General features: G+C 67.0%; 24 protein-coding genes. 7 read left to right on the top strand and 17 right to left on the bottom strand.

Annotation, left to right across the window (positions count from 1 at the left end; all coding sequences use genetic code 11):
* Positions 1 to 8: 8 nt before the first annotated feature.
* On the bottom strand, positions 9 to 1226 hold the full coding sequence (locus ACQU6B_RS02330; RefSeq protein WP_430868435.1) for an NADP-dependent isocitrate dehydrogenase: 1218 nt from the start codon (positions 1224 to 1226) through the stop codon (positions 9 to 11).
* A gap of 180 nt (positions 1227 to 1406) precedes the next feature.
* Here ACQU6B_RS02330 and ACQU6B_RS02325 point away from each other — a divergent pair, with 180 nt between their 5' ends.
* A complete protein-coding gene (locus tag ACQU6B_RS02325; protein WP_430868434.1) occupies positions 1407 to 2249 on the top strand; it encodes an aquaporin in 843 nt (280 codons plus the stop codon).
* A 53-nt stretch (positions 2250 to 2302) separates the two neighbouring features.
* Here ACQU6B_RS02325 and ACQU6B_RS02320 read toward each other — a convergent pair whose 3' ends face one another.
* From ACQU6B_RS02320 to purN, 4 genes are all read right to left on the bottom strand, one after another.
* Positions 2303 to 3391, bottom strand: a complete 1089-nt coding sequence (locus ACQU6B_RS02320; protein ID WP_430868433.1) for a DUF6395 domain-containing protein — start codon at positions 3389 to 3391, stop codon at positions 2303 to 2305.
* A gap of 280 nt (positions 3392 to 3671) precedes the next feature.
* Positions 3672 to 3941 (bottom strand): DUF3017 domain-containing protein, encoded by a 270-nt coding sequence (locus tag ACQU6B_RS02315; RefSeq protein WP_430868432.1) that lies wholly within the window; start codon positions 3939 to 3941, stop codon positions 3672 to 3674.
* 35 nt (positions 3942 to 3976) lie between these two features.
* On the bottom strand, positions 3977 to 5536 hold the full coding sequence (gene purH / locus ACQU6B_RS02310; RefSeq protein WP_430868431.1) for a bifunctional phosphoribosylaminoimidazolecarboxamide formyltransferase/IMP cyclohydrolase: 1560 nt from the start codon (positions 5534 to 5536) through the stop codon (positions 3977 to 3979).
* Between the two features lie 13 nt (positions 5537 to 5549).
* Positions 5550 to 6200, bottom strand: a complete 651-nt coding sequence (purN, locus tag ACQU6B_RS02305; protein ID WP_430868430.1) for a phosphoribosylglycinamide formyltransferase — start codon at positions 6198 to 6200, stop codon at positions 5550 to 5552.
* A 50-nt stretch (positions 6201 to 6250) separates the two neighbouring features.
* Here purN and ACQU6B_RS02300 point away from each other — a divergent pair, with 50 nt between their 5' ends.
* Positions 6251 to 6664, top strand: a complete 414-nt coding sequence (locus ACQU6B_RS02300; protein WP_430868429.1) for a hypothetical protein — start codon at positions 6251 to 6253, stop codon at positions 6662 to 6664.
* Here ACQU6B_RS02300 and ACQU6B_RS02295 read toward each other — a convergent pair.
* From ACQU6B_RS02295 to ACQU6B_RS02275, 5 genes are all read right to left on the bottom strand, one after another.
* Positions 6651 to 7904 carry a cell division protein PerM gene (locus tag ACQU6B_RS02295; RefSeq protein WP_430868428.1) on the bottom strand — a complete coding sequence of 418 codons (1254 nt, stop codon included), beginning with the start codon at positions 7902 to 7904 and terminating at the stop codon, positions 6651 to 6653. The two genes, ACQU6B_RS02300 and ACQU6B_RS02295, sit on opposite strands and share 14 nt — an antisense overlap.
* A 74-nt stretch (positions 7905 to 7978) precedes the next feature.
* Positions 7979 to 10399, bottom strand: coding sequence for a phosphoenolpyruvate--protein phosphotransferase (gene ptsP, locus ACQU6B_RS02290; RefSeq protein ID WP_430868427.1), 2421 nt, complete (start codon positions 10397 to 10399; stop codon positions 7979 to 7981).
* Complete coding sequence (gene dhaL / locus ACQU6B_RS02285) at positions 10396 to 11040, bottom strand: dihydroxyacetone kinase subunit DhaL (protein WP_430868426.1); 645 nt, start codon at positions 11038 to 11040, stop codon at positions 10396 to 10398. Before dhaL ends, ptsP begins: the two co-directional genes overlap by 4 nt.
* A gap of 12 nt (positions 11041 to 11052) precedes the next feature.
* Positions 11053 to 12051: a dihydroxyacetone kinase subunit DhaK gene (dhaK, locus tag ACQU6B_RS02280; RefSeq protein WP_430868425.1), complete on the bottom strand. Its 999-nt coding sequence runs from the start codon at positions 12049 to 12051 to the stop codon at positions 11053 to 11055.
* The gene (locus ACQU6B_RS02275) at positions 12048 to 12830 is read right to left on the bottom strand and encodes an MIP/aquaporin family protein (RefSeq protein ID WP_430868424.1); all 783 of its coding nucleotides are present in this window, start codon (positions 12828 to 12830) and stop codon (positions 12048 to 12050) included. Before ACQU6B_RS02275 ends, dhaK begins: the two co-directional genes overlap by 4 nt.
* Before the next feature lie 176 nt (positions 12831 to 13006).
* On the opposite strand from ACQU6B_RS02275, the gene ACQU6B_RS02270 reads away from it, so the two are divergent.
* Entirely contained in the window at positions 13007 to 13774 is a 768-nt protein-coding gene (locus ACQU6B_RS02270) for an IclR family transcriptional regulator (protein WP_430868423.1), read from the top strand.
* A gap of 125 nt (positions 13775 to 13899) precedes the next feature.
* Here ACQU6B_RS02270 and sucD read toward each other — a convergent pair whose 3' ends face one another.
* Both sucD and sucC read right to left on the bottom strand, forming a co-directional pair.
* Positions 13900 to 14790, bottom strand: coding sequence for a succinate--CoA ligase subunit alpha (gene sucD / locus ACQU6B_RS02265; protein WP_430868422.1), 891 nt, complete (start codon positions 14788 to 14790; stop codon positions 13900 to 13902).
* A 13-nt stretch (positions 14791 to 14803) separates the two neighbouring features.
* Positions 14804 to 15970, bottom strand: coding sequence for an ADP-forming succinate--CoA ligase subunit beta (sucC, locus tag ACQU6B_RS02260; protein WP_430868421.1), 1167 nt, complete (start codon positions 15968 to 15970; stop codon positions 14804 to 14806).
* A gap of 210 nt (positions 15971 to 16180) precedes the next feature.
* On the opposite strand from sucC, the gene ACQU6B_RS02255 reads away from it, so the two are divergent.
* Positions 16181 to 18250 carry a choice-of-anchor U domain-containing protein gene (locus tag ACQU6B_RS02255; protein ID WP_430868420.1) on the top strand — a complete coding sequence of 690 codons (2070 nt, stop codon included), beginning with the start codon at positions 16181 to 16183 and terminating at the stop codon, positions 18248 to 18250.
* A gap of 71 nt (positions 18251 to 18321) precedes the next feature.
* Complete coding sequence (locus ACQU6B_RS02250; RefSeq protein ID WP_430868419.1) at positions 18322 to 19155, top strand: L,D-transpeptidase; 834 nt, start codon at positions 18322 to 18324, stop codon at positions 19153 to 19155.
* A gap of 14 nt (positions 19156 to 19169) precedes the next feature.
* Here the strand turns inward: ACQU6B_RS02250 and ACQU6B_RS02245 are convergent, their stop codons facing one another.
* The 5 genes from ACQU6B_RS02245 to ACQU6B_RS02225 all read right to left on the bottom strand — a co-directional run bounded on the left by ACQU6B_RS02245 (position 19170) and on the right by ACQU6B_RS02225 (position 24162).
* The gene (locus ACQU6B_RS02245) at positions 19170 to 20126 is read right to left on the bottom strand and encodes an L-lactate dehydrogenase (protein ID WP_430868418.1); all 957 of its coding nucleotides are present in this window, start codon (positions 20124 to 20126) and stop codon (positions 19170 to 19172) included.
* Positions 20127 to 20219: 93 nt separating this feature from the next.
* Positions 20220 to 21308, bottom strand: a complete 1089-nt coding sequence (locus ACQU6B_RS02240) for a hypothetical protein (protein WP_430868417.1) — start codon at positions 21306 to 21308, stop codon at positions 20220 to 20222.
* 52 nt (positions 21309 to 21360) lie between these two features.
* Entirely contained in the window at positions 21361 to 21939 is a 579-nt protein-coding gene (locus ACQU6B_RS02235; protein ID WP_430868416.1) for a GNAT family N-acetyltransferase, read from the bottom strand.
* A gap of 48 nt (positions 21940 to 21987) precedes the next feature.
* Positions 21988 to 23223, bottom strand: coding sequence for a molybdopterin molybdotransferase MoeA (locus ACQU6B_RS02230; RefSeq protein ID WP_430868415.1), 1236 nt, complete (start codon positions 23221 to 23223; stop codon positions 21988 to 21990).
* Positions 23224 to 24162 carry a UTP--glucose-1-phosphate uridylyltransferase gene (locus ACQU6B_RS02225; RefSeq protein WP_430868414.1) on the bottom strand — a complete coding sequence of 313 codons (939 nt, stop codon included), beginning with the start codon at positions 24160 to 24162 and terminating at the stop codon, positions 23224 to 23226.
* 78 nt (positions 24163 to 24240) lie between these two features.
* On the opposite strand from ACQU6B_RS02225, the gene ACQU6B_RS02220 reads away from it, so the two are divergent.
* The gene (locus ACQU6B_RS02220; RefSeq protein ID WP_430868413.1) at positions 24241 to 24867 is read left to right on the top strand and encodes a 5-formyltetrahydrofolate cyclo-ligase; all 627 of its coding nucleotides are present in this window, start codon (positions 24241 to 24243) and stop codon (positions 24865 to 24867) included.
* Between the two features lie 9 nt (positions 24868 to 24876).
* Positions 24877 to 25143: an FmdB family zinc ribbon protein gene (locus tag ACQU6B_RS02215; protein ID WP_430868412.1), complete on the top strand. Its 267-nt coding sequence runs from the start codon at positions 24877 to 24879 to the stop codon at positions 25141 to 25143.
* Positions 25144 to 25160: the final 17 nt, after the last annotated feature.

Genomic DNA, 25160 nt, shown 5'->3' with positions numbered 1-25160 from the left:
CTTCTCTCCTAGGCGAGGCGAGCGGCGAGGTTCTCGTCCAGCGCCGCGAGGAAGTCTTCGGTGGTCAGGAAGGGCTGCTCTGGTCCTACGAGCAGGGCGAGGTCCTTGGTCATCTTGCCGCTCTCAACGGTCTTGATGACGACGTCCTCAAGAGTCTCCGCGAACTCGGTGACCGCGGGGGTGCTGTCCAGCTTTCCGCGGTGCTTCAGTCCACCGGTCCACGCGAAGATCGACGCGATGGGGTTGGTCGAGGTGGGCTTGCCCGCCTGGTGCTGGCGGAAGTGTCGCGTCACGGTGCCGTGCGCTGCCTCCGCCTCGACGGTCTTGCCGTCCGGCGTCATCAGCACCGACGTCATGAGGCCGAGCGAGCCGAAGCCCTGTGCCACGGTGTCGGACTGCACGTCGCCGTCGTAGTTCTTGCAGGCCCAGACGTAGCCGCCCTCCCACTTCATCGCGGCAGCGACCATGTCGTCGATCAGGCGGTGCTCGTAGGTGAGCCCGGCCGCGGCGAAGGCCTCGGCGTACTCGGCATCGAAAACTTCCTGGAACAGGTCCTTGAACTGGCCGTCATACGCCTTCAGGATCGTGTTCTTGGTGCTCAGATACACCGGGTAGTTGCGCTTGAGGCCGTACGCGAACGATGCGCGGGCAAAGTCGCGGATCGAGTCGTTGAAGTTGTACATACCCATAGCGACGCCGCCGGCCTCGGGGTACGTCACGACTTCCTGGTGGATCGGCTCGGAGCCGTCCTCGGGCGTGAACGTCATGGTGAGCGTTCCCGCTCCGGGCACCTTGAAGTTGGTCGCGCGGTACTGGTCGCCGAAAGCGTGGCGGCCGATGATGATGGGCTTGTTCCAGCCGGGCACCAGGCGCGGAATGTTGGAGATGATGATGGGCTCGCGGAAGACCACGCCGCCGAGGATGTTGCGGATGGTGCCGTTGGGCGAGACCCACATCTTCTTGAGGCCGAATTCCTTCACTCGGTCCTCGTCCGGCGTGATGGTCGCGCACTTGACGCCAACGCCGTGCTTCTTGATCGCGTGCGCCGCGTCGATGGTGATCTGGTCGTCGGTCGCGTCACGCGACTCGATGCCCAGGTCGTAGTACTCAAGATCGATGTCCAGGTAGGGGTGGATCAGGCGGTCCTTAATGAACTGCCAGATGATACGAGTCATCTCGTCTCCATCGAGCTCAACGACTGTGCCTACGACCTTGATCTTTTCCATGCGGAAGCGCTCCTATATTCACGGGAATTGTCCTGCCCTCTAGGGTAGTCCACCGCCACGCCTGTGTGGGCCCTGACGTGAATCGCCGCTGAACACCGTCGCGCCGACACTCCCCCTGTCCAGCGCCGTGCCAGTATTCATCCAGGGCGCACGCCCGTTATCGACTCAAGGGAGAACACCATGGCCGACGAGGCTAAGCAGCCCGACGCTGCTGTAATCGAAGAAGACATCATTGTTGAAGACCAGATCATTGAGGACCAGATCGTCGACGAACTGTGGGTGAAAGACTCCTCCGGACCGTCACTCCTCGCGCGCCTCGGCGCCGAGGTCGCGGGCGCTTTCCTGCTCGTCGCCATGGGTGTCGGGACGGCCCTGTTCGTCGGGCTGGGCAACAACGGTAGCCTTACCGCCGGCCTCGCGTTTGGTGCCGCTGTGGTCATCGGCATCATCGCCTTCGGCCACATCTCCGGGGCGCACTTCAACCCCGCCGTCACCATCGGCGTGTGGATCGCCGGTCGCTTCCCGGGCCGCGACGTCGCTCCCTTCATCCTGGCTCAGCTCGTCGGGGCGACCCTCGCCGGCGGCGCGCTCTACGTGATTACCGCAGCCAACCCCCAGGTGGAGGACCCCCAGTCGATCATGGCGACCGGAGCCAACATGTTCGGCGACCTGACCGCTGGTGGTTGGGGAGTCGGCGCGGCGATCATCGTTGAGATCATCGCCACAGGCATTCTCGTGCTTGCGGTCCTAGCAGCAACGGCGGTCCGTGCAGCCAAGGCAACCGCACCGTTCATCATCGGTATCGCGCTCGCCTTCGTCCTGGTGTGGGCAATCCCCATCACTAACGGCTCCGTCAACCCCGCCCGCTCCACCGGTATTGCACTGTTCGCCGGTCCGGAAGCGCTGACTCAGCTGTGGGTCTTCTGGCTCGCGCCCATTGTTGGCGCGATCATCGTCGGCCTGCTGTTCCGCGCGTTCGGCTCACAGGATGACATCGAGGTAGTCGAGGTCTTCGAGGACTAACAGCACCACCAAGTCGCAAATGCCCGGTCATCGCTGACCGGGCATTTGCGCATTCACACTCTCTTCGAGTCCCGCAGCCCACGACGTCCTACCCAACTACGTAGTGAACTTTTGAAACCGCGGTGGCTGGGCACGGGTTCTATCGCACGGGCATCCCAGTTGAGGAGGCTTGAATCATCCTCAAGTTTCTCGATGCCAAACGCTTGCAACCGAGCGAGGAAGTACGGGCGAAGATGCTCAGGCATCATCTCAATTGATTGCGGGTACCATTTGTCGACCCAAGAATAGTCACGCTCGATTGGGTCAAGGACAGGGTGGCTCAGGCCCCGGTGATCGCGGGCCCAAAGTAGTGTTCCAAGTACTGGAATCCATTCCCGCTCTAGGATAATTTCCACCTGTTTGTTGGTGGGAATGAGGGTTCCCTGCAACGCCAGCTTCCGATAACACTTCATGCAGTTGCGACAAGGCTGGCCTCCCTCACCTCGCATGCAGCCCATGGTGTAGCGATACTTCGCGGCAATCTTAGTGGTGCTAATTTCCGACAGTCCCGCACACGGAATGCCATAGTGCATGCCTACCCGAGCGAAATTCTTCTGCATCGTGCTGAAATCCGGGCGGTTATACTTTGTGCCGTCTCCATGATCTGTGCGGAGGTAGACAAAGTCGATAATGTTACCGTCGGCGATCGTGCCAATCCCCAAGTGCTCCGCTAGGAGAATGCTCGTGGTGGTCCACCCCGCCGTTCCATAGAAGCCGCGACTCATCTCATGCCATTTGGGAAGCATGTCTTGATTGGTCTCGACGGCCATCCCGCCGACCTCGTCGACTGCCAGTAGTGCGTTTTCGAGTTTGTGCTTGCCTGAGGGATCTGCAACTCTCGTGTAGATGGCCACAGGGTTCTCTACGAGCTGGAGGACGGCGGCAGAGTCCACCCCTCCCGAGAACGCGACCGCGGTTCGATTACCCGGAGCGGAGCCCGACTCGAGCACCTCAATCTTTTCCCCATAGGGCGTGAGGAGGACGTACTCGGCAAGCGACAGGATCGCTCGGCTTGGCATCGAGAATCCGGCCGGCATAACCCAATAGAGGTCGCCCTTCGGATGATGCAAAATGAGCTTGGTCTCAGTTAACGACCACTCCATCGACTACACGCTCACTTTCGTATCCACATCTCGTTGCCTTAGTTCACGTCCCCGGTACCGACGGTCCTGAAAACCCCTCAACCGGCATCGGGCGGTTCAGTGTTTATTCGGCGCACGGCAGCCCCGCCAAGGCCTTGGAATTCACACCTAGCAACGTCGCTAGGTTCGTCACTATACTTCACGGCACCCTGTCCAATTGAGGCTACTCGCCTGGGGCGGCGGACTCGCGAGCCTACGATTGCAAACCCGACAATGTCGCTTTCACTAGGACTCTCGTGGTCTAGCCGAGCGGCGTGGTGAACGCCAGGAAGAGCAGCACCGCGGCGAGCACCGCGAGCATCGCCACGTCAACTGCGCGGCGCCTCACCGCGAAGGCCTTTTCCACGGGCATCACGATGCGCGCGACCGCGCCGCCCAGCGCGAGCAACCCAAAGAGCACCAGCGCCAGCTGGACGTTGACCAGTAGCGCCACGGCGACGATCACGAAGCACGCCGCGACCGCGCCGACGGCGAGCCGGACCGGCACGATCCTGATCTGCTTCGGTGACATGTGATCCCTACGGTTCAAATGAGGGCGCCAGGCGCCTAGTGGAAGAAGTGCCTGGTACCGGTGTGGTACAGCGTGATTCCGGCATCGGCCGCGGCCTGGATGACCTCGGCGTCGCGCACCGAGCCACCCGGGGAGACCACCGCGCGCACGCCGGCGTCGATCAGCACCTGGAGCCCGTCCGCGAAGGGGAAGAAGGCGTCGGAAGCGGCGACGGACTCGCTCGCACGTTCGGCGCCCGCGCGCTGGACTGCCAGCCCGCAGGAGTCGACGCGGTTGACCTGGCCCATGCCGATTCCGACTGCCGCGCCGTCCTTGGCCAGCAGGATCGCGTTGGACTTGACCGAGCGGCACGCGCGCCACGCGAACTCGAGGTCCGCCAGCAGCGCGTCATCCGCGGCGGGCCCGGCTACTAGCTGCCAGGTCGCGGCGGCGTCGCCCGGGGCGTCGATGTGGTCGGCCACCTGCACCAGCAGTCCGCCGGTGATGCGGCGCATCTCGGTGGCCATGGGCGCGGGATCAATCTGCAGTATGCGTATGTTTTTCTTGCGGCTCAGGATCTCTACCGCCTCGTCGTCGAACCCGGGGGCGACTACCACCTCGGTGAAGATCTCCGCGATCTGCGCGGCGGCCTCCGCCGTCACCACCCCGTTGGCCGCGATCACGCCGCCGAAGGCGGAGATCGGGTCCGTCGAGTGCGCGCGACGGTGAGCCTGCGCGATCGACTCCCCCACCGCGATGCCGCAGGGGTTGGCGTGCTTGATCACTGCCACGGCGGGCAGCGAGTGGTCGTACGCCGCGCGCACGGCGGCGTCGGCGTCGATGTAGTTGTTGAACGACATCTCCTTGCCGTGCAGTTGGCGCGCGTTGGCGATGCCTCCGGCCTGGCTGGGGTCCGCGTAGACCGCGGCGGCCTGGTGCGGGTTCTCCCCGTAACGCAGCGTGGCCTTGCGCTCGAACGAGGCGCCGGTCCACGCGGGCAGCGCGCCGGCATCCGGCTCGGGCGCGACAACCTCGGTCATCCACGTCGCGACGCCAAGGTCGTAGTCGGCGGTATGGCGGAACGCCGCGGCGGCCAGGCGCTGGCGCTCGACCAGCGTGAAGCCGCCGTCCGCGACGCCCGCGACAACGTCGCCGTAGGAAGCGGGGTCAACGACAACCGCGACCGACGGGTGGTTCTTAGCCGCGGCACGCACCATTGACGGCCCGCCGATGTCGATCTGCTCCACCGTGTCGCCCTGGCTCGCGCCGGAGGCGACGGTGTCCGCGAACGGGTACAGGTTCACCACCACCAGGTCGAACGCCTCGATGCCGAGCTCCTCGAGCTGTGCCACGTGGTCGGGCAGCCTGCGGTCCGCGAGGATGCCGGCGTGCACGCGGGGGTGCAGGGTCTTGACGCGTCCGTCGAGGCACTCGGGGAAACCGGTGACGTCCTCGACCTTGGTGACCGCGACGCCGGCGGCGGCGATGCGCGCGGCAGTGGAGCCGGTGGAGACCAGCTCGACCCCGGCATCGGCCAGTCCACGGGCGAGGTCCTCGAGCCCCGTCTTGTCGTAGACGGAGATCAGCGCGCGGCGCACCAGTTGGCGTTCAGACATTTAGATACCTTTCCTAGGCTTGACCCACCGTGACGGTGCGTCCCTCTACGGTCCATCCCTCGCGCGCCATGCGGCCCACCGTCGTCACGACCAGCTCGCGCTCGACGTCCTTGATGCGCGCGTGCAGGGAATCCTCGGAATCATTGTCCCAGACATCGACTGCGGCCTGCGCGACGATGGGACCGGTGTCGATCCCTGCGTCGACGATGATCACGGTGCACCCGGTGACCTTGGCGCCGCCCGCGAGCGCGTCGCGCACACCGTGGGCCCCGGGGTAGGCGGGCAGGAGCGCGGGATGGGTATTGACGATGCGGCCGCCGAACTGCTCGAGCGCTGCCGGGCCCAGAATCTTCATGAAGCCCGCGCACACCACCAGATCTGGGGAGAACGATGCGACGGTCCGGGCGAGCGCGTCATCCCAGGTCGCGCGGTCGGGGAAGTCCTTGAGGGACACCACCGCCGTCGCTATCCCCGCGGCGCGAGCGATCTCGAGCCCCGCCGCGTCCGCGCGGTCCGCGATGACGCCCGCGATCCGGGCACCGTAACTGGGCTCTCGGCTGGCCTGCTCGATCGCCGCCATAATGGACCCGGTACCCGAAATCAGGACCACAAGGGCCTCGGACGATGCTCGGGCTGGGCTGGGATGCGGGTTCCGGTTTGTCACAGGGCGAGCCTATCGGCATGCTAGAGGCCACACCTAGTACAAGGAGACGCGTGACCGACGCATCGAAGCAGCCCCCCGAGGCGTCGCCGCGCGCCCGCAGGTACATCCAATTGTTCATGGGCTTCCTGCTGCTGACGCTTCTGCTCTACTTCTTGTCTATCCCGTTCCTGTACTTCACCTGGATCTCCGCGCCCGCCACCATCGTGTTCGCGATCCTGGCGCTGGTCGCCTCACGGACCAGGACCGGCATCACCGGCCTACGCGTGGGACTGTCCCTGGGAATCGCCATGTCCTGCCTGGCGATGCTGCTCGCGCTAGGCACGTTCTTCTTCCAGGACTCGTTCATCGCGCTGCGCGACTGCCAGGCGCGTGCGCTCACCATCAGCGCTCAGCAGCAGTGCCAGGACGACTACGACGCCGCGTACGAGAAGGAACTCGAGAAGTTCGGGGTCACACTTCCGTAGTCACCGGCTCGGCAACAGGCTTGGCCGCATCGGCCCGCCCGAATCCTCGCTTCAATCGCGGCGCGATCACCCGCGTGACCAGCAGTTCAATCCCGGCCACCGCGGCGAACCCTCCGGCCACCAGTCCGGCGGTGACGAGCGTCACCGGCAACCACGCGATGCCGACGTCCGCCATCCGGCCGGGGCCCATCGCTCCCGATGCGACCATGCTGAGCGCGGCGACGCTCACCGCCACCACGCCCACGGCGATCGCCGAGCTCGTGACGTCCGCCCAGCGCAGGTCGAGCTTGCGCCTCATGGCCAACCGCGCGATAACCGCGACCGCGACGATCACGACCGGCGCCCACACCAGCAGCCCGCCAGACGCGCTGGGCAGGGCTCCGAGGATTGGCACGTGCGGCAGCGCCCCTGCCTCAATGGCGTGAGGGGAGTAGAGGCTGTTCTCGCCAACGATGAAGCCCTGACCCGTGAGCCAGGCGAGCATCCAGATCACCATGACCGGGATGTAGAGGGTCTCGGTGACCGCGAGTAGGGTTCCGCCCACGGCGTCCAACCCCAGCGAGGACGCGGAGTCCGCGATCGCCCCCCTGCCCACGAAGGCGAACGCGGCGCCCGCGACCGCTGCGGCGCACAGCATCAGGAAGACGGTGCCCGACGCGAGGCGTAGACCGGTGCGCACCTGCATCGGCACGCGCATCAGCCAGCCGAACTCGGCGCCGTGGGCGCGCCAGATTCCCCAGGCGACGGACGGCGCGGCCATGATGACCGCCACCACCGTCGCAGTGACGACGGCGCTAGCCGCGTCCGCGGACGTGGCGTACATGACGGCCGTGACCAGCGCGACCGTACCCGCGTAGGAGCCTACGGCGATCGCCCAACTGCCCCACGACCGCGTGGCGAACCTGCGGGCAATCGCAACCAGCATCGCCATGGCGATGAGCGTCAGCCCAAGCGGCGGGATGGAGAAGGTCGCGGCCTGCGTCACCAGCGGCACGCCGTGCGCGAGAAGCCAGAAGTGGGTCCCGATGCTGGCAGCGCCGGCCCAGTCCACCGCGCTGGAACTATCGGCCGTGGGGGCCGAGGCAGCGATGGTGAGGGCCGGAGCGATGACCATCAGCAGCGACAACAGCGCCGCCTGCGAGCCCACCAGAATTCCGCCGAACCACTCCGGGACGCCGGTGAGCGACTCGCTCACTCGTTTACGCGCGCCGCGGAGGTCGACTGTCAGGGATCTGGCCATGGTTCTATGGTCGCCCGTTCATGCCTCAAACCCCCGCAGCGGCTCGCACGCGTCTGCGACTAGGCGCCGCCCCCTCAGCCGCCCTGGGCCTCCGTGAGCACCAGTTTCGCGGCCGAGCGGGCCTGGCTCACGCTGGGCGATGACAGCGCCGCATCGGCCGCCATCCGGCAGTCCGCCATGGTCACCGAGGCGATGGACGCGCCCACCGGCGGGATGGCTCGCGGGCTCATCGACAGGCTCGTCACTCCCATGCCCACCAGTACCGCGGCCAGTTCCGGGTTGGCTGCGGCCTCGCCGCACACTCCCACGGGGGTGCCCGTCTTCTTGCCGGCCGCGGCCACTAGCGCGATGCTCCTCAGCAGCGCGGGTTGCCACGCGTCGGTGAGGTCGGCCAGTTCGGTGGCCATGCGGTCGGCGGCCATCGTGTACTGAGCCAGGTCGTTCGTGCCGATGCTGATGAAGTCCACCACGTCGCACAGCTCCTCCGCCATCAGGGCGGCGCTCGGCGTCTCGACCATGATGCCGGCGCGCTCGATTCCCGCGGCGCGCGCCAGCCCCACGAACTCCTGCGCCTCCTCGACCGTAGCGATCATCGGGGCCATCACCCATAGATCCGCGTTCGTGCCTTCCGCTGCGGCGGCGATCGCCTCAAGTTGGCGCGTCAGCACATCGTGGTCGCGGCGAGCCGTGCGGAACCCCCGTACTCCCAGGGCGGGGTTCGCCTCGCCAGGAGAGGTCAGGAACGGTAGCGGCTTGTCGCTGCCGGCGTCCAGGGTCCGCACCACGACACGCTGGTTCGGGTACTCGGACAGCACGGCCCGATACTTGGCGATCTGCTCCTCGATGGTGGGCTCCTCGGAGCGCTCCAGGAAGCAGAATTCCGTGCGGAACAGGCCGACGCCTTCTGCCCCCCACTCGACGCCGGCCATGGCGTCGCGCGCCGAGCCCACGTTGGCGCTGATCAGCACCTTGTGCTCATCCGTGGTCTGACCCGGCCCCGCGAAGCGTTCCCACTCGACCCGACCCAAGGCGCTCGCGCGCTCGGAGTCCGATGGATTCACGATGACCTCGCCGGTCGAGCCATCGACCAGCACCTCGGTGCCGTCCGCCCAGTCGGTCGCGCCGGTCATGCCGACCACCGCGGGAATCCCGATCTCGCGCGCGATGATCGCGGAGTGAGAGGTGGGGGCGCCGAGCTCGGTGATGATGGCCAGGCACGTGGCGGGGTCGAGGCCCGCGGTGTCGGCCGGCGCGAGGTCCTCCGCCACCAACACAAAGGGCTCAGTGCCGCCGATGAAGTCGGGCGCGGCCTGGCCGCGCAGCCTCAGCACCACGCGATCGCGCACATCCAACAGGTCCGTGACGCGTTCGGCGAGCACTCCTCCCGCGTCGCGGTATGCCGCGGAGATCTGGCCGACGGTGTCCCACACGGCCTGCTCGGGGTCTACGCCCGAGTCCGTGACCAGGCGCGAGGCTGCGCCGGAGATCGCGGGGTCCGCCGCGACGGCGGCCGTGGACACCATGACCGCGGCTCTCTCACCCACGAGCGCTTGGGCACGGTCTCGATAATCCTGCGCCACGTGCGCGCAGGCCTCGTCGACCCTGCTTGCCGCGTCGGCGCGATCTGCGGGTGCGATGCTTCCGCGGGGCTCGGGTGGAGCCACTCGGGCGCCGGTCTGCCGTACCCGACCCACCACGCGGCCCGGCGATACTCCTAGGCGCATCGGCGCTGGGCGTGGGGCGACCCTGACGGGCTCAGCCGGGGCCACTAGGTCCTCCCCAAATCCCTGATCGATCTGCGCGATGAGCGCCGCGACAGCGTCGGCCGCGTCGTCGCCGGTCGCCGCGACCGTGACGGAGTCGCCAGGGCGCGCGTTGAGGGTAGCCAAGGCAATCGGGCTGCGTGCGTCGACCGGGCCACGCACCGCCGTCGCAAGGGTCGCGTTCGCAGTGAATCCGCTGGCCGTGGCCGCGATCTGCGCCGCGGGGCGAGCGTGCAGCCCGCCCACGTTACGAATGTGAGTGGAGGCGGACTCCTCCGTGGCGGAGGCGCCGGCGTCCGTGTTGTCCACCGGCTCAACCGGGCTCTCCCCCAGGTGAGAGGTCTTGGCGCCGAGCGCGAGACTCGCCTCGCGAGCAACCTCGTCGAGGGTCGCGCCTCCCGCTGCGCGCACCACCGCGGCCAGCAGGCCCTCCACAAACGGGGCCCCCACCAACCGCACGTCGATGTCCGACTCCAGGAACTCGAGCGCCATCTCAGCGCTCAGAATCGCCGACCCCAGGTCCATGATGACGACGACGCCCTGGCCGTTGTCCGCCTCCTGGATGGCCTGGGCCACCCGACTCGCGTCCGTGCCCAGCCCGCCGTCCGCGGTGCCGGCGGCGAGCTTAACCGTGGGCGGCGCGTCGTAGACCATCTCCATGGCCAGGGCTACCGCGGCTTCCGCCAGCGCAGGGCTGTGGGAGACCGCGACAATGCCTACTCCGTTGCTCATCCGTCGGCCGTCGCTTCCGCGAGGGCCTCGAACAGCAACCCGGTGGAGGCCGAGCCCGGGTCGATGTGGCCGATCGAGCGCTCGCCGAGGTAGCTCGCCCGGCCCTTGCGAGCCAGGAGGTCCCGGGTCGCATCGCGCCCAAGGTTCGCCGCCTCGGAGGCCGCCGTCGCCGCCGAGTGGAGGTCGCCTCCGGACGCGAGGTCCGCGTCGAAGGCGTCGAGGGCAGGCGCCATGGCGTCGAACATCGTCTTGTCCCCCGCCTCCGCCTTGCCGCGGTCAACCAGGCCACCCAGACCCGCGCGCAGACCGGCGGCGAACGTCGGGGCGTCGCACTGGGCGACCTCCCCCACGTTCATGCCGATGCGCAGGAAGAACGTCCCGTAGAGCGGCCCGCTGGCGCCGCCGACCGAGGTGACAAGGGTCATGCCTACGCCCTTGAACAGCTCGCCGACGGTCGCCGCGGGCGCGGCCGCGATTTTGTCCATCACCGCAGCCATGCCCCGGACCATGTTGGCCCCGTGGTCGGCGTCCCCAATCGCGGAGTCCAGTTCCGTGAGGTACGGCTGCTGTGCCGTGACTCGCTCGCGGAACCCCTCCAGCCAGGAGGTGCAGTGGTCGATGTCCATCGTGCCGTTGCTCATCAGTTTTCCTTTCTACCGGCCCCAGCGCAGACCAGCGGTCTGAACGGGCGCATCCCATAGTCGTAGTATTTCGTCGTCGGCCTTGAGGACGGTGACAGAGCAGCCGGCCATGTCGAGCGACGTGATGTAGTTGCCCACCAGGTTGCGGGCGATGGTGATCCCGGCCTTCTCGAGCAGTGCCGCCACCTCGCCGTACATGAGGTAGAGCTCGATCTGCGGAGTGCCGCCCATGCCGTTGAGCATGACGATCGCGGGAGCACCTGTGAAGTCGAGATCCGACAGGATCGGCTCGACCAACTGCGCCGCAATCTCCTTAGCGGACGCCAGCGGCTCGCGGTGGCGTCCGGGCTCTCCGTGAATTCCTACGCCGATTTCCATCTGGTCCTCGGGCAGGTCGAAGGTGGGCTTGCCCGCTGCGGGCACGGTGCAACTCGTCAGCGCCATACCCATCGAGCGTCCCTGCGAGTTGACCTGCTCCGCCAACGCGGTCACCGCGTCGAGGTCCTGGCCCTCTTCAGCGGCGGCGCCGACAATCTTCTCCAGCAGCACGGTCACGCCCACGCCACGGCGGCCCGCGGTGAACAGCGAGTCCTTTACCGCGACGTCGTCGTTGACCACTACCGACCGGACCTCAATTCCGGCCTCGGCGGCCGCGAGTTCAGCCGCCATCTCAAAGTTCATGACGTCGCCGGTGTAGTTCTTGACGATGTGCAGAACGCCCGCTCCGCGGTCGACCACCTTGGTGGCGGCCTGCATCTGGTCCGGGGTTGGCGAGGTGAACACTGCGCCCGCACAGGCGGCATCCAGCATTCCGTGTCCGACGAAGCCTCCGTGCAGCGGCTCGTGTCCGGTGCCGCCGCCCGAGACGATGGCGACCTTGCCGTCGGCCTTGGTCTCAGATCGATAGATCACGCGGTTCTCAAAGTCGACCGTGACGTTGTGGTCAGCGGCGTCGATTCCTACCAGCGCGTCCGCGAGGACGGTGTCCGGGGAGTTGATGAGTTTCTTCATGATGCAGCCTCTTCTCTTTCTGTAGCCGTCTTCGCGGCTCCGTTGACTTCATTGTCTACCTTGTCCTGCTTGTCCGCCTTGGTATGCGCGATCGCGGCGAACGCGATCGCCGCGGCGACTCCCGCGAGGAGCTCGGCGGTGACGTACACGGGCCACTGCTCCCAGGCGACTTCTCCGCCGAGAATCTGCTGGACCAGCATCGGCCCCGTGGTGCGTGCGGGGTTGATGGAGGCGCCCGTGGCGGGTGCCACGGGGATGATGGCGGCGAATACTACGAACCCGATCGCTACGCCGGCCCACCCTGCGGCTGCCTTGCGGTAGATCACACCGAACACTCCGAATACCAGGATGAACGTGCCTACGAACTCGGCGAAGAACGCCTGGTACCAGGGGATGTTGGCGTAGGAAGCGATGCCCAGGCCTACGTCCGAGGCCACCATGCCGAGCACGCCGACGATGGCGAATGCCCCAACAACGGCGCCGACGAGCTGCGCGCCCATGTAGGCGGGCACGTCCTTCCAGGGAAACTTCTTCGCGATGGCGAGGCCGAGCGTGACCGCCGGGTTGATGTGGTTACCCGAGACGTAACCGAAGACGTAAACGGTCACCAGCACAATGGCGCCGAAGGCGAGGGAGATGAATCCCAGGTCCGCCATGGTCATGGGCGTGCCACCGTTGATGATCAGTGTCGCAGGGACCGAGCCCACGCCGACAAAGACGAGGAAGGCCGTGCCAAGTGCTTCAGCGGCGAGCTTCTGCCACCGCGTGTTGTCGTCCATTTGTACTCCTTTGAACATCTGGATTTATCGATGCGGGACTCCCCGCAAACGCCCCGTCTTTGGAACGCCATTCGATAATGTCGAATATCGTACAGAAAAGGACGGTTGTCAAGCGCGCGACCCAGAACGACCACGGAGTCGTAGTACATAATGGGCAGTGACTAGGAGGCTCGACGATGATTCAGGCGATCGACCGTGCCGCGAAGGTGCTGCAGTCCCTGCAGGGGGCCCGCCACCTCGGCATCAAGGAGCTCTCAAACGAGCTCGGCCTGCCGCCGTCGACCGTTCACGGGATAGTGAAGTCGCTGCAGGCACACGGCCTGGTGGCCAAGGAGCCCGGGTCCAACCGCTATATGCTCGGACCCGCGCTGCTCAAGCTCTCCAACGTCTACCTGGACACGCTCGACGTGCGCGCCAGGGCGATGCGGTGGACCAGCGAACTAGCTCGCAGAACCGGGCTCTCGGTCCGCCTGGGGGTGACGCTTTTTGACGAGGTCATCATCATTCACCACAACCTGCGCCCCGACGGAAGCCAGCAGATGGCAGAGACCGGCATCACGATCCCGGTGCACGCGTCCGCGCTCGGGAAGGTGCTCATGACGTACGACCCCGCCATGGCCGACCAAGTCCTCGCCGGCGAGTTGCGCAGCCTGACGGGCGACACCATTACCGCGGCTGAAGTGCTCAGTGCCGAGCTAGAGATGACCCTCTCCCGGGCGATGGCCACGGAGCGCGACGAGGCCGTCCTGGGCGAGTCGTCGATCGCAGTGCCCATCGCGGACCGCTCCGGCGCCGTGGTTGCGGCGCTCTCGGTCGTCCTGCCCACCAGCGAGTACCCGCCCGCTGACGCGGTCTTCAACGACCTCCGTGAGGCCGGGCGCAACATCTCCCGCGAGCTCGGGCTACAGTCGTGGCCGCCGCTCGCCCCCAACGCCGGCGAGTAGCCGGGCCTCGTCCCCGAACGGGATGACGCGCCGAGAATAGACGCGCCGAGGGCGGACGCACGAACGGCCCGCACCAACGCCCGGGAGGCGCCGGCACGAGCCGTCTTTGCGTTCTTGAGGAAGTGCTAGCCGTTCAGGATGGCCCGCATGAGGTCCGCGGTCTCGGTGGGGGTCTTGCCTACCTTGACGCCTGCGGCCTCGAGGGCCTCCTTCTTGGCCTGAGCGGTGCCCGCGGAGCCGGAGACGATGGCGCCTGCGTGGCCCATGGTTTTGCCCTCGGGAGCCTCGAAGCCAGCCACGTAGCCCACGACGGGCTTGGTGACGTGGTCCTTGATGTACGCCGCCGCGCGTTCCTCGGCGTCGCCGCCGATCTCGCCGATCATGACGATTGCCTCGGTCTCGGGGTCCTCCTGGAAGGCCTTGAGGCAGTCGATGTGCGTGGTGCCGACGATGGGGTCACCGCCGATTCCGACAGCGGTGGTGAAGCCAATGTCGCGCAGCTCGAACATCATTTGATACGTCAGCGTGCCGGACTTGGACACGAGTCCGATCTTGCCGGCTCCGGTGATGTTCGCGGGCGTGATGCCCACGTTCGCCTGGCCGGGGGTGATCAGGCCGGGGCAGTTGGGCCCGATGAGCTGGGTGCCCTTCTCGGTGGCGTAAGTAAAGAACTCCGCGGTGTCCTTGACCGGGACGCCCTCGGTGATGATCACGGCCAGCGGCATGCCGGCGTCGACGGCCTCGACCACTGCCGCCTTGGTGAATGCCGGGGGGACGAACAGCACGGACACGTTGGCGCCGGTAGCCGCCATCGCATCGGCGACGGAGCCGTAGACCTCGACCGAGACGGTCTCGCCGTTGACGTCGAAGTCCACGGAGGTGCCTGCCTTGCGGGGGTTAACCCCCCCGACGATCTTGGTGCCTGAGGCAAGCATGCGGGCCGTGTGCTTCTGGCCCTCTGCCCCCGTCATGCCCTGGACGATGACTTTGGAGTCGGAGTTAATGAAGATTGACATAGCTAGCCGTCCTTTACGCGTTGGCCAGCTCGGCGGCCTTGGCCGCTGCGCCGTCCATGGTCTCGATGATGGTCACGAGCGGGTGGTTGGCTGCGGCGAGGATCTCGCGACCCTCCTCCACCGAGTTGCCGTCGAGGCGGACCACGAGGGGCTTAGTCGCCGTGTCGCCCAGCGTCTCGAGCGCGCCCACGATTCCGTTGGCCACCTCGATGCAGCTGGTGATGCCGCCGAACACGTTGACGAAGACGCTCTTGACCTGCGGGTCATTGAGGATGACATCGAGGCCGTTGGCCATGACGGTGGCCGATGCTCCGCCGCCGATGTCGAGGAAGTTGGCAGGCTTCACGTTGCCGTGGTTCTCGCCCGCGTACGCGACGACGTCCAGGGTCGACATGACCAGTCCCGCGCCGTTGCCGATGATTCCGACGGAGCCGTCGAGCTTCACGTAGTTAAGGCCAAGCGCCTTGGCCTTGGCCTCGAGCGGGTCGGCAGCGTCCTTGTCCTCGAGGGCCGCGTGGTCCTCGTGACGGAACTCCGCGTTCTCGTCGATGGTGACCTTGCCGTCAAGCGCGACGATCTTGCCGTCCGCCGTCTTGACCAAGGGGTTGACCTCCACGAGCGTGGCGTCCTCCTCCTTGTACACGGTCCACAACTTCTGAATCACGTCGGCCACTGGCCCCGCGAGATCCGCGGGGAAGTTGGCCTCGGAGACGATCTGAGCGGCCTTCGCCGCGTCGATGCCGACGATGGGATCGATCGCGACGCGTGCGAGAGCCTCGGGGCGCTCAACGGCGAGCACCTCAATTTCCACACCACCCTCGACCGAGCACATCGCGAGGTAGCGGCGCTCGGAGCGGTCCAGCAGCACGGAGAAGTAGAACTCCTGCTCGATCTGCGCGCCCTGGGCGATCATCACGCGGTGCACGGTGTGCCCCTTGATGTCCATGCCCAGGATGGCCTCAGCGTGCTGCTCTGCCTCCTCTGGAGACTTGGCGAGCTTGACGCCGCCCGCCTTGCCGCGGCCTCCGACCTTGACCTGGGCCTTGACGACTACTACGCCGCCGCCCAGCTTTTCGGCCGCGGCGCGTGCCTCGGCGGGGGTTGTGGCAACGATGCCGCCAAGCACGGGAACGCCGTGCTTTTCGAACATGTCACGTGCCTGGTACTCGTACAGGTCCATGTGAGTCCTTGTCGCTGGCGCGCGCGGGGGTAGAGCGTGCGCAATGAACGGTGGTGCTCCCAGCCTAACGTCACGATGTCAGCAAGGCCTTCACACCCTCCGTCTTCTCGCCCTGCGAACCGCACGTCAGCCCTGCTAGGGTCCAGTAGCAGGCCAAGCGCACCGCGACGTTGGGGTGTGCATTTCATGCAATTTGAGGGGATTACTGAAGTGTCACTATTTTTGACGAAGAACCGGCCACGTGGTTATGCAGCGCTCGCCACCGCCGCGCTTGCGTCCACCGCAATACTCGGAACGGGCACAGCGGCGACGGCGGTGCCGTCGCCGGTCGGGGCCGTGATCGAGGTGTCAACGGCAGCGGAGTACGTCAACGCGCTGACCGCGATCAACTTCTACGATGACCAGGCGCACACCATCCGCATCACGGCAAACTTCACGCTCGACGCTGGCGAGACACCCCCCTACGAGGGCGACTCGGACCTCACCATCGACGGCGGGGGCTTCACGGTATCCGGCCCAGGCGTGCGATCCGTTGACGGGGGTTCGCCGTACCAATACATGTTCCTCGCCGTGCTCGCCAACGAGTCCAATGGCGGTGCGGAAGCCGCGACTCCCGCCATCACCTTGGAAGACCTCACGATTCAGGACTTCGTCACTACAGGTGCCGTGGTCCTCGACTCCGAGGGGGCGCACACCCTGACTAGCGTGGCGCTGCGCGACAACGCCAACGATTGGAGTGCGCCGGAACTCGGCATCGAGTTCTTCGCGGGCGGCGTCAGCACCACTGGTGGTCTCACTGTGGAGAATTCCGAATTCTCCGGCAATGACGGGTTCCTTGCTGGCGCTCTAGGCAGCATGGTGTCCGGCGCGGATGCGTCACAGCCAATGACGGTCAGCGACTCCGTCTTCCACGACAACAGTGCAGCAGTAGGCGGCGCGCTGTTGTCCTTTGGTCCACTCACCGTCACCGGTTCGCAGTTCTCAGAGAACGTGGCCGAGAGCGGTGGCGCGATTGCCTCGACCGAGAGCGCAGTCATCTCCACCAGCACGTTCGTCGACAACCTCGCGATGCTCCTCGAGAATCCCGACATGAGCGAGGGCGAGGCCCATGGCGGCGCTATTCTGGCCGGCAGCGTCCTCACCGTCGCGTCCAGCACATTCTCCGGCAACCTCGCAGGCTCCGGCGGTGCGATCGCGCACGACACGACGTTCAGTGGCCCCAACAGCGCCCCGGAGCCTCCGCTGCTGGAGCTCGTGGTCTCGGACTCGACCTTTGAGTCCAACTCGGCGCTGTACGGCGCGGGCGCCATCGAGGTCGGAAACCCCAACGGCAATCCTCAGATGTCCTCGGCGAGCGTCGACATCTCGAACTCCACGTTCGATGCCAACACCACGGAAACTGAAGGCGAATATCTCAGCGCTGGCGCGATCGTCTTCAGCCCCATGGACGGCTATGACGTGCTCGTGGCGCAGAACACGTTCTCCGGCAACGCGGGCGCGGACGCGGCTCACATTGCAGCCGACCTGCTCCCGGCCGACAGCTTCGTGCTTGGGTTCAACGCGTTTGCGGACGCCGACGGCCCTGGTTGTGCCGTACCGTCCGAAACCGTCACCGTCGCGAACTTTGATTCCGACGGTACCTGCACCGACGGCTGGTCCGGAGACAGCGACTTGGGCGACGGGCTCGATGCCCAGTTGGGAGACCTCGCGGACAACGGCGGGGATACGCAGACCCTCCTTCCCGCGGCCGGTTCGCCTCTCATTGACGCCATCGCGACGGAAGACGGCGCGTGCTTTTTGGACGCAGATCAGCGTGGCATCGAGCGCCCTCAAGGCCCCGCGTGCGACATCGGCTCGGTCGAGGTAGTCCCCGACGTTGCGTCCGAACCCGTGGCCTTCACCGTCGAGACGCCGCTAGGAAACATTGAGGCGCTCGTCTACGGAGCGACCGCAGTGAGTGACATCGTATGGACCGCTACGGCGGACATCACCTCGACCCCTCCCGCGGGGCTCGTGCTGCCGCTGGGAATCGCCGGCTTCGACATCACGGTTCCTAATGCGGGCGACAGCGTGCGCATCGAGCTCACGCTACCCATGGCTGTCACCCAGTTCTGGAAGGTACAGGACGGCACGTGGAGCCAGGTTGATGGGGCGACCGTGTCCGGCACATCGATCAGCTACGAGCTCACCGATGGCCAGGCCGGGGACGAGGACGGCACCGCCAACGCGGTGATCGTCGACCCGATCGCTCCCGCTATTGGCGCTGCCTTCACCGGATAGTTCTCAAAGGGGCCGCCCGCGCTAAGCGTGGGCGGCCCCGCTCACCATCGTTTTTCCACGAGGGAACACTCATGAGTAGACGCGCTTGGATGGCGACTGCAGCCGGGGTCGCCCTGGCGGTGGCGCTCGTCGCTGCCTTGGTGATCGGTTCCCGGCCGGACCAGGCCGTCCCGCTCGCGGAGCCGACTCAGGGGCCAACAACGGCTCCCATCACCGCGCCCAGCATCGCGGCGGCCTCCGCTGCTCCGCTGCCGGAGGTTGCGGGGATAGCGCCCGGAGACATCATCGCCACCATCTCAGGAGACACGGTGGACGTGTACGACGCCCCCGGCGATGGAGCGCCCCGCGAGACCCTCGGCCGCTTCAGCTACTACGGCAACGTGCGCACGTTCATGGGGCTAGAGACGGCAGAGATAGCCGGCGAGCAGTGGATCCACGCTCAACTACCTGAGCATCCGAACAACACCATTGGCTGGATCAAGGCCGACCAAGTCACCACCGACTCCACCACCACCCTGGTGAACGTCTACCTGGACGAGCGCGAGGTGGACCTGATCAACGACGGCACGGTGGAGCTCACCTCGACGGCGGTCATCGGTGCCACGGCTAGTCCCACTCCCCTCGGGGCGTACTTCATCGCGGACCCGGTCGACTTCACCGCGAATCCGACCGGCACGTACGGGGCGTACGCGCTCGGGCTGTCGGCCTATTCGGAGACGCTCGAAACCTTCAAGGGCGCGCTGCCGCAGATCGCGCTGCACGGGACCACCTCGGACAGCTTCTTTGGCGAGGCGGTCTCCAACGGCTGCGTGCGCCTTCCCGACGAGACCATTCGCGCGCTCGCCGCCCAGACGGCGCTCGGCACGCCCGTGGTGATCTACCAGAGCCGCGCCGACGCCGCGTAGGCGCGCCAGCTCTCCTAGACGACGCCGAACTTCTCCGCTGTGGCGCGAATCGACCGGGCCGAAGCCGCTAGCGCCTCGGTCTCCTGAGGGTCGAGCGGCACCGGCACGGAGTGGTTGATGCCCGCGCGGCCCACGACCGCGGGAAGCGACATGCACACCTCGCCCACACCGGGGAAATCGATCAGCGTGGACACCGGCAGCACACGGTTCTGGTCGCCCAGGATCGCCTCCACGATGCGCGCGCCGGCTACTCCGATCGCGTAGTTCGTCGCGCCCTTGCCCTCGATGATCTCGTAAGCGGAGCGCACCACGTCGTGGTGGATGCGCTCGCGAACCTCACGGGTCATCACGGGTCGCCCGTTCTCGTCGTGCCAGTCGCCTATCGGCACTCCGCCGATGGTCGCGGAGGACCACAGCGGCACCTCGGAGTCGCCGTGCTCACCCGCGATGTACGCGTGGACGTTGCCCACCGCCACCCGGCACTCCTTGGCGACCTGGTGGCGCAGGCGGGAGCTGTCAAGAACCGTCCCCGAGCCGAACATCTTCGCGGGGCTGATGCCCGACTTCTTGATGGCGGCGAAGGTCACGACGTCCACGGGGTTAGTCACCAGCAGGTAGACGGCGTCGGGCGCGACCTCTAGCAGCGGCGGGAGCACCTTGTCCATCAGCGAGATGGTGGCGCCGGCCAGGTCCATCCTGCTCTGGCCCGGCTGCTGCTTGGCGCCGGCGGTCACCACGACCACGTCGGCATCTGCACACACGTTGACGTCGGATGAGCCCAGCACCGTCGCCTCGCGCATGAACTGGATGCCCTGAGCGAGGTCAAGCGCCTCTGCCTCGACCTTGGCCTCGTTGATGTCGTACAGCGCGACGGTGCGCGCGAAGCCGCGCATGAGGCCGGCGTAAGCGAGCGTCGAGCCCACCGCACCCGCTCCGACAATGGCTACCTTGGACGTTCTTGGCTCCTGCATAGTGCTCTCCAGACAAGTAAATGATGAGGCAAGCCTAGCGACGATGCCGCGCCACAAAAGAACGTTTCGCGTCTCAACGCGAGGCCCGGACTGTTAGGCGCTGGCCTGGCGGCGCTTGGCGAGGATCGCGTCGAGGGCTCCGACGGTGGACGCCTCGTCGTCGCGCTGCGGCGCGAGCGGTGAACTGTTCGCGGGGGCGGGAGCCGAGACGCGCGCCGTCGCACGCGTGGCCGGGTCTCCGGCCGCTCGCTTGGACGCCTTGGTGGAGCGCGAGTCGATGTCGCGCTCGGCGTTGACTGCAGATGCGGCGAGGTCTTCGTCGGTGATGGGGCGCGCCACAGAGCGGCGTACGGAGGCCTTGAGCGTGTACGCGGGGGCGGGCACCTCGGTGGGCGACCACGTCGCGCGGGCGCGCGCGGGCTCTTCGTCGGCGCTAATCACGCGGTTGGGCAGTTCGGGCGCGGGGACCGGCGCGGGCGCCGCGAGCGGGGCGAGGTCCTCGGTGGTCACTACGCGGATGGCCTGCGTTTCTACGTCTGAGGGCACCGACTCTTGGCCGGCGGCACGCTCGCGGGCTACCCGGCGCAGCGCCTGCGTCGCGGTGGCGGCGGCTTCGACCTCGCGAGCAATCAAGCGAATGTTTTGGTCCGCCTTGCGCTGCGCGGCGGCGGTGCGTGCTCCTGCGACGACGACGCCGCCGAAGCCCGCGGTAGCCAGGGCCGCGAAGAACGCGGGGAACCCGGTGGCGACAACCAACACCCATCCGACAACGGCTAGGAGGGCGACAACGCCGGCGACGACGCTGCGACGCTTGGCGCGCTGTGCACGCTCGACGAGCACCGTGTTGCGGTCGGAGCGCAGCGCTAGTCGCTCGCGCTGCGCTGCGGTGGCTGCGCGGTCGAGCGGGCCCGAGGGCCGTGACATTTGTTCCTCGCCTAGCGCGGAGATCGAGGCGCGCGCGGCACCGGTCACCAGCAGCGGCACTTCGCCGGAATCCGTCGACGGCCGCGCTGCGGCCCGCTGAGCCCGTTCCGCGGTCGACTTCACCACGCGCATCTCGGCGGAATACCGGTCCTCGGTACGCACGAGGGCGTAGTCGGATCGCTCCTTGATGCGCTGAGGGAGCACATAAGCGAGGACCATGCCTACGGCAATGATCGCGAGCAATCCGGCTGGGGTCATGAGACGACGGTACGGGCGCGCGGGCTCAAGGCCCCGGAGCGTTATCGGCGTGTCAGAATGCTGGGCTCCAGAATGGCCCGTTGCGCGGCTCATCCGAGGCCAGCGCGAAGATCAGGTGGTCCCGCCAGTCGCCGTCGATGAACAAGTATCGTTCGCGGACTCCCTCGGCACGGAAGCCTAGTTTCTGGACCACGCGCTGACTGGCGTCGTTCTCGGGACGTAGCGCGATTTCCAGCCTGTGGAGCCCCTGCCCGAAGGCGTATTCGCTCAGCATCGCGACCGCGGTGGGAACGATCCCCTTGCCCGCGTGGTCCGCCGCGATCCAGTACCCGATTGAGCCCCCGCACTGAGCGCCCCACTCGATCGCGTGGACGGTGATGCGACCCACCATGACGCCGTCGAACTCGATGATGGTGCCGTAGGCGCGGCCCTGTGACCAGCGCCGCCGCTCCCCCCGCACGTACGCGGGGAAGCTGGAGCTAGGAATTGGCCTGCCCGGAGGGGTGTTCGCCTCCCAGGGCTTCAGCCACGCGCGATTCTCCTGGCGCAACGCGAGCCACGCATTCTCGTCCCCGCGCCGCAACGGGCGGACCGTCACCGGGCCCCGCGTCAGGACCACGTCGCGGGTCAAGGCGCCTCCGCCCGTGCCTCGGCAGCTGGATTGGCTGCGGCGCGCAAGCTATTCACCCCAGAGCGTGCATCGGAGCGAGTCTCCGCGCCTGACTTCCTCGACGTCCGCGTCCACCCAGGCCAGCGCATCGGACGCGACGATGCTGGCCAGCGACATCTGCCCGGGCTTGCCCACGAGCGTGGCGAAGTGCTGACCCGACCCGGTGGTCTCGATGGTGACCGGCACGGGCTGGACCTCGCCTGCCGGCGAGCTCCACGACGAGATTGCTCGCGCGTGAATGGTGCGGCGCTCCACCTCCGCGCGCCCGCTCATGACCCTCAGCGCGGGGCGCACGTACGCCTCAAACGCGACCAGCGCGGCGACGGGGCTTCCCGGCAACGCGATGACCGGGATGGGGCGCTCGCCGTCGCCAGAGCTCACGAGGCCAAAACCGTGTCGCTTCCCGGGCCACAACCCCACCTCACCCACGTGCACGTCGCCCATGTCTCGAAGCACCGCGGCCACCGTGTCGTTGCGGGCGTCGGACAGGCCGCCGGTGGTGAGCACCACGTCGGCGCGCACGAGTTGATCCTCGATTGTCGCGCGCAACCCAGCGCGGTCGTCCGGGACCACTCCCACGCGGTAAGCGTTCGCGCCGGCCTCGCGCACCAGCGCGCTCAGCATGTACGCATTCGATTCGGACACCCGGGAACCCGGCCTGCCGGCCCCGGGCTCCTCGAGTTCAGAGCCCACCGAGATCACCACGACGCGAGGGACCGGGCTGACGGTGAGGCGAGGCTTGCCGAGCGCAGCGGCGAGCGCGATGCGGCGCGCGTCGAGTCGCTCTCCCTTCTCGATCATCACTGCTCCGGCCGCTGCCTCTTCGGCGGCGGGGCGCACATTTTCTCCCGCGGGGACCGCGGACCAGACCTCTACCCGAGCGACCCCGCCGTCCGTGTCCGCGACGGGGATTACGGCATCGGCGCCGATGGGGATGGGCGCGCCCGAGCTGATCCGTGCCGCGGCGCCACGGATATGCCTGCGGGGTGCGCGCGCGTCAAAGGACACGTCGTGCGACACGGTCAGTGACACTGGATGGTCGGCGCCCGCGTCCGCAACGTCCGCGGACTGCACCGCGTACCCGTTGCAGGTGGACACATCGGTGGCCGGGAGCGCGTGGGAGGCTACGACAGCCTCGACCAGCGTCGCGCCTGCCGCATCGGCGACGAGCACGTCGAGCGAGGGAAGCGGAGAGAGCCCCTCCGTCACCTCCGCGCGGTGCTCGGCAAGACTCCGTGGATTCATCTACGCATTGTCGCGTGCGGACACGAACCCACGCAACCATGCGGTGAAGTCGGGGCCCAGGTCATCGCGCTTGGCGGCCAACTGCACGACGGCCTTCAGGTATTCGAGTTTGTCGCCGGTGTCATAACGGTGACCACGGAACACGACGCCGTACACGCCGCCGCCGTCCTCGGGAGGCATCGACGCGAGGGTGGAGATGGCGTCGGTCAGCTGGATCTCTCCCCCGCGTCCGGGAGGCGTGGTCTTCAGCACCTCGAGCACCGCCGGGTTGAAGACGTAACGGCCGATGACCGCGAGATTGGAGTATTCGTCGCCGGGAGCTGGCTTCTCGTTCAGGCGGACGATGCGGTGGATCTCCAGTCCGTCGGGGACCTCTCCCTGGCCGGGGAGGTCGGCAGCGTCCACCGCGATGGGGTCGACCGAGCCGTACATCTGGATCATCTTGGCGGGGACTTCCAGCAACAGGATCACCGAGCCGCCCGTGCGTTCCTGAATCCGGCACATCGCGTCCAGCATGTAGTCGTCGGCGTCCAGGAAGTCGTCGCCCAGCAGGACCGCGAACGGTTCGCCGTTCACCCATTCTTCGGCCCGCCCCACGGCGTGGCCGAGCCCCTTGGGCTCGCCCTGATTGACGAACGCGATCTCCCCCTTGGAGGAGGTCTCGCGGACTGCGTCCAACCGGGCCTGGTCACCCTTACGCTCCAGCGCCGCCTCGAGGTCAGGGGCCGGCGCGAAGTGGCGCTCCATAGCCTCCTTGCCGGGGTTGGTGATGAGGCACACCTGGTCCAGTCCGGCGGCGAGCGCCTCGTCCACCACGTATTGGATGGCGGGCTTGTCGACCACCGGAATCATCTCTTTGGGGATCGCCTTGGAGGCTGGCAGAAAGCGGGTGCCGAGGCCCGCCGCGGGGATAACGGCCTTGCGAACGTGTGCACTCATGCTCCGACAGTAGCGGTGACCTGGGCCGCATCGGCCCGGCGAAACATACTGTTTACGGAAAGTTGGCACAATGGAGTCATGACACAGCAGTCGACAACCTCTCAACGTGCCCTTGAACCGGAAGACGCTAAGGCACAACTGCGCTCGAAGATCCGCAAAGCACGCGCAGACCGAAGCGAGCGGCGACTGCATGAGCACGCTGAGGTTCTCCGTGACCTGGTGCTCGCGCTGCCCTCCGTCGACAGCGCCACGTGCGTCTCGGTGTACGCCTCCCGCCGGTTCGAGCCGGGCACCCTGCCGCTGATCGAGGCATTGCACCAGCGGGGTGTGAAGGTGCTGATCCCGTTGCTCGGCGACGGGCTCCGGCGTGGGTGGGGCCTTTACCAGGGTGCGGAAGACCTGGTGGAGCGTGCCCCCGGCAGGCCACCCGAGCCGTCGGGAGAGTTCCTCGGCCAGGAGGCGCTGCGCGAGGCGAACGTCATAGTGGTGCCGGCCCTCGCGGTTGACACCCTCGGCACTCGGCTGGGACAGGGCGGTGGTTGGTACGACCGGGCGCTATGCGACGCGTCCCCCGATGCCCCCATCGTGGCGCTCACGTTCGCGGGCGAGTTGTGGGACAGCTCCCACCCACTGCCCCGCGAGGACCACGACGTCACCGTGCAGGCCGTCATCACCCCGCAAGGTGTGACCCGACTCCCGGCGTAGGATACGTGCATGCCCACGTACACCTACTCCTGCAACGCGTGCCAGCACCGCTTTGACGAGGTGCAGTCAATTCACGACGACGCGCTCGCGACCTGCCCCGAATGCGGCGGCTCCCTGCGCAAAGTGTTCGGCTCAGTGGGAGTGGCCTTCAAGGGCTCCGGCTTCTACCGCAACGACTCGCGCGACTCGCGGAAGTCCACGCCTAGCAGCAGCACTAGCAGCACTAGCAGTAGCAGCTCCACTACCACCGGCAGCAACAAGAGCAGCTCTTCCTAACTACTGCACGGAGCGCG

It is taken from the genome of Demequina aurantiaca (assembly GCF_050598105.1).
In the GTDB taxonomy this organism is placed as follows: Bacteria; Actinomycetota; Actinomycetes; order Actinomycetales; family Demequinaceae; genus Demequina; species Demequina aurantiaca_A.
Note: the sequence above shows the minus strand (reverse complement) of the source record. Positions and strands in the feature narration are given on the sequence as shown.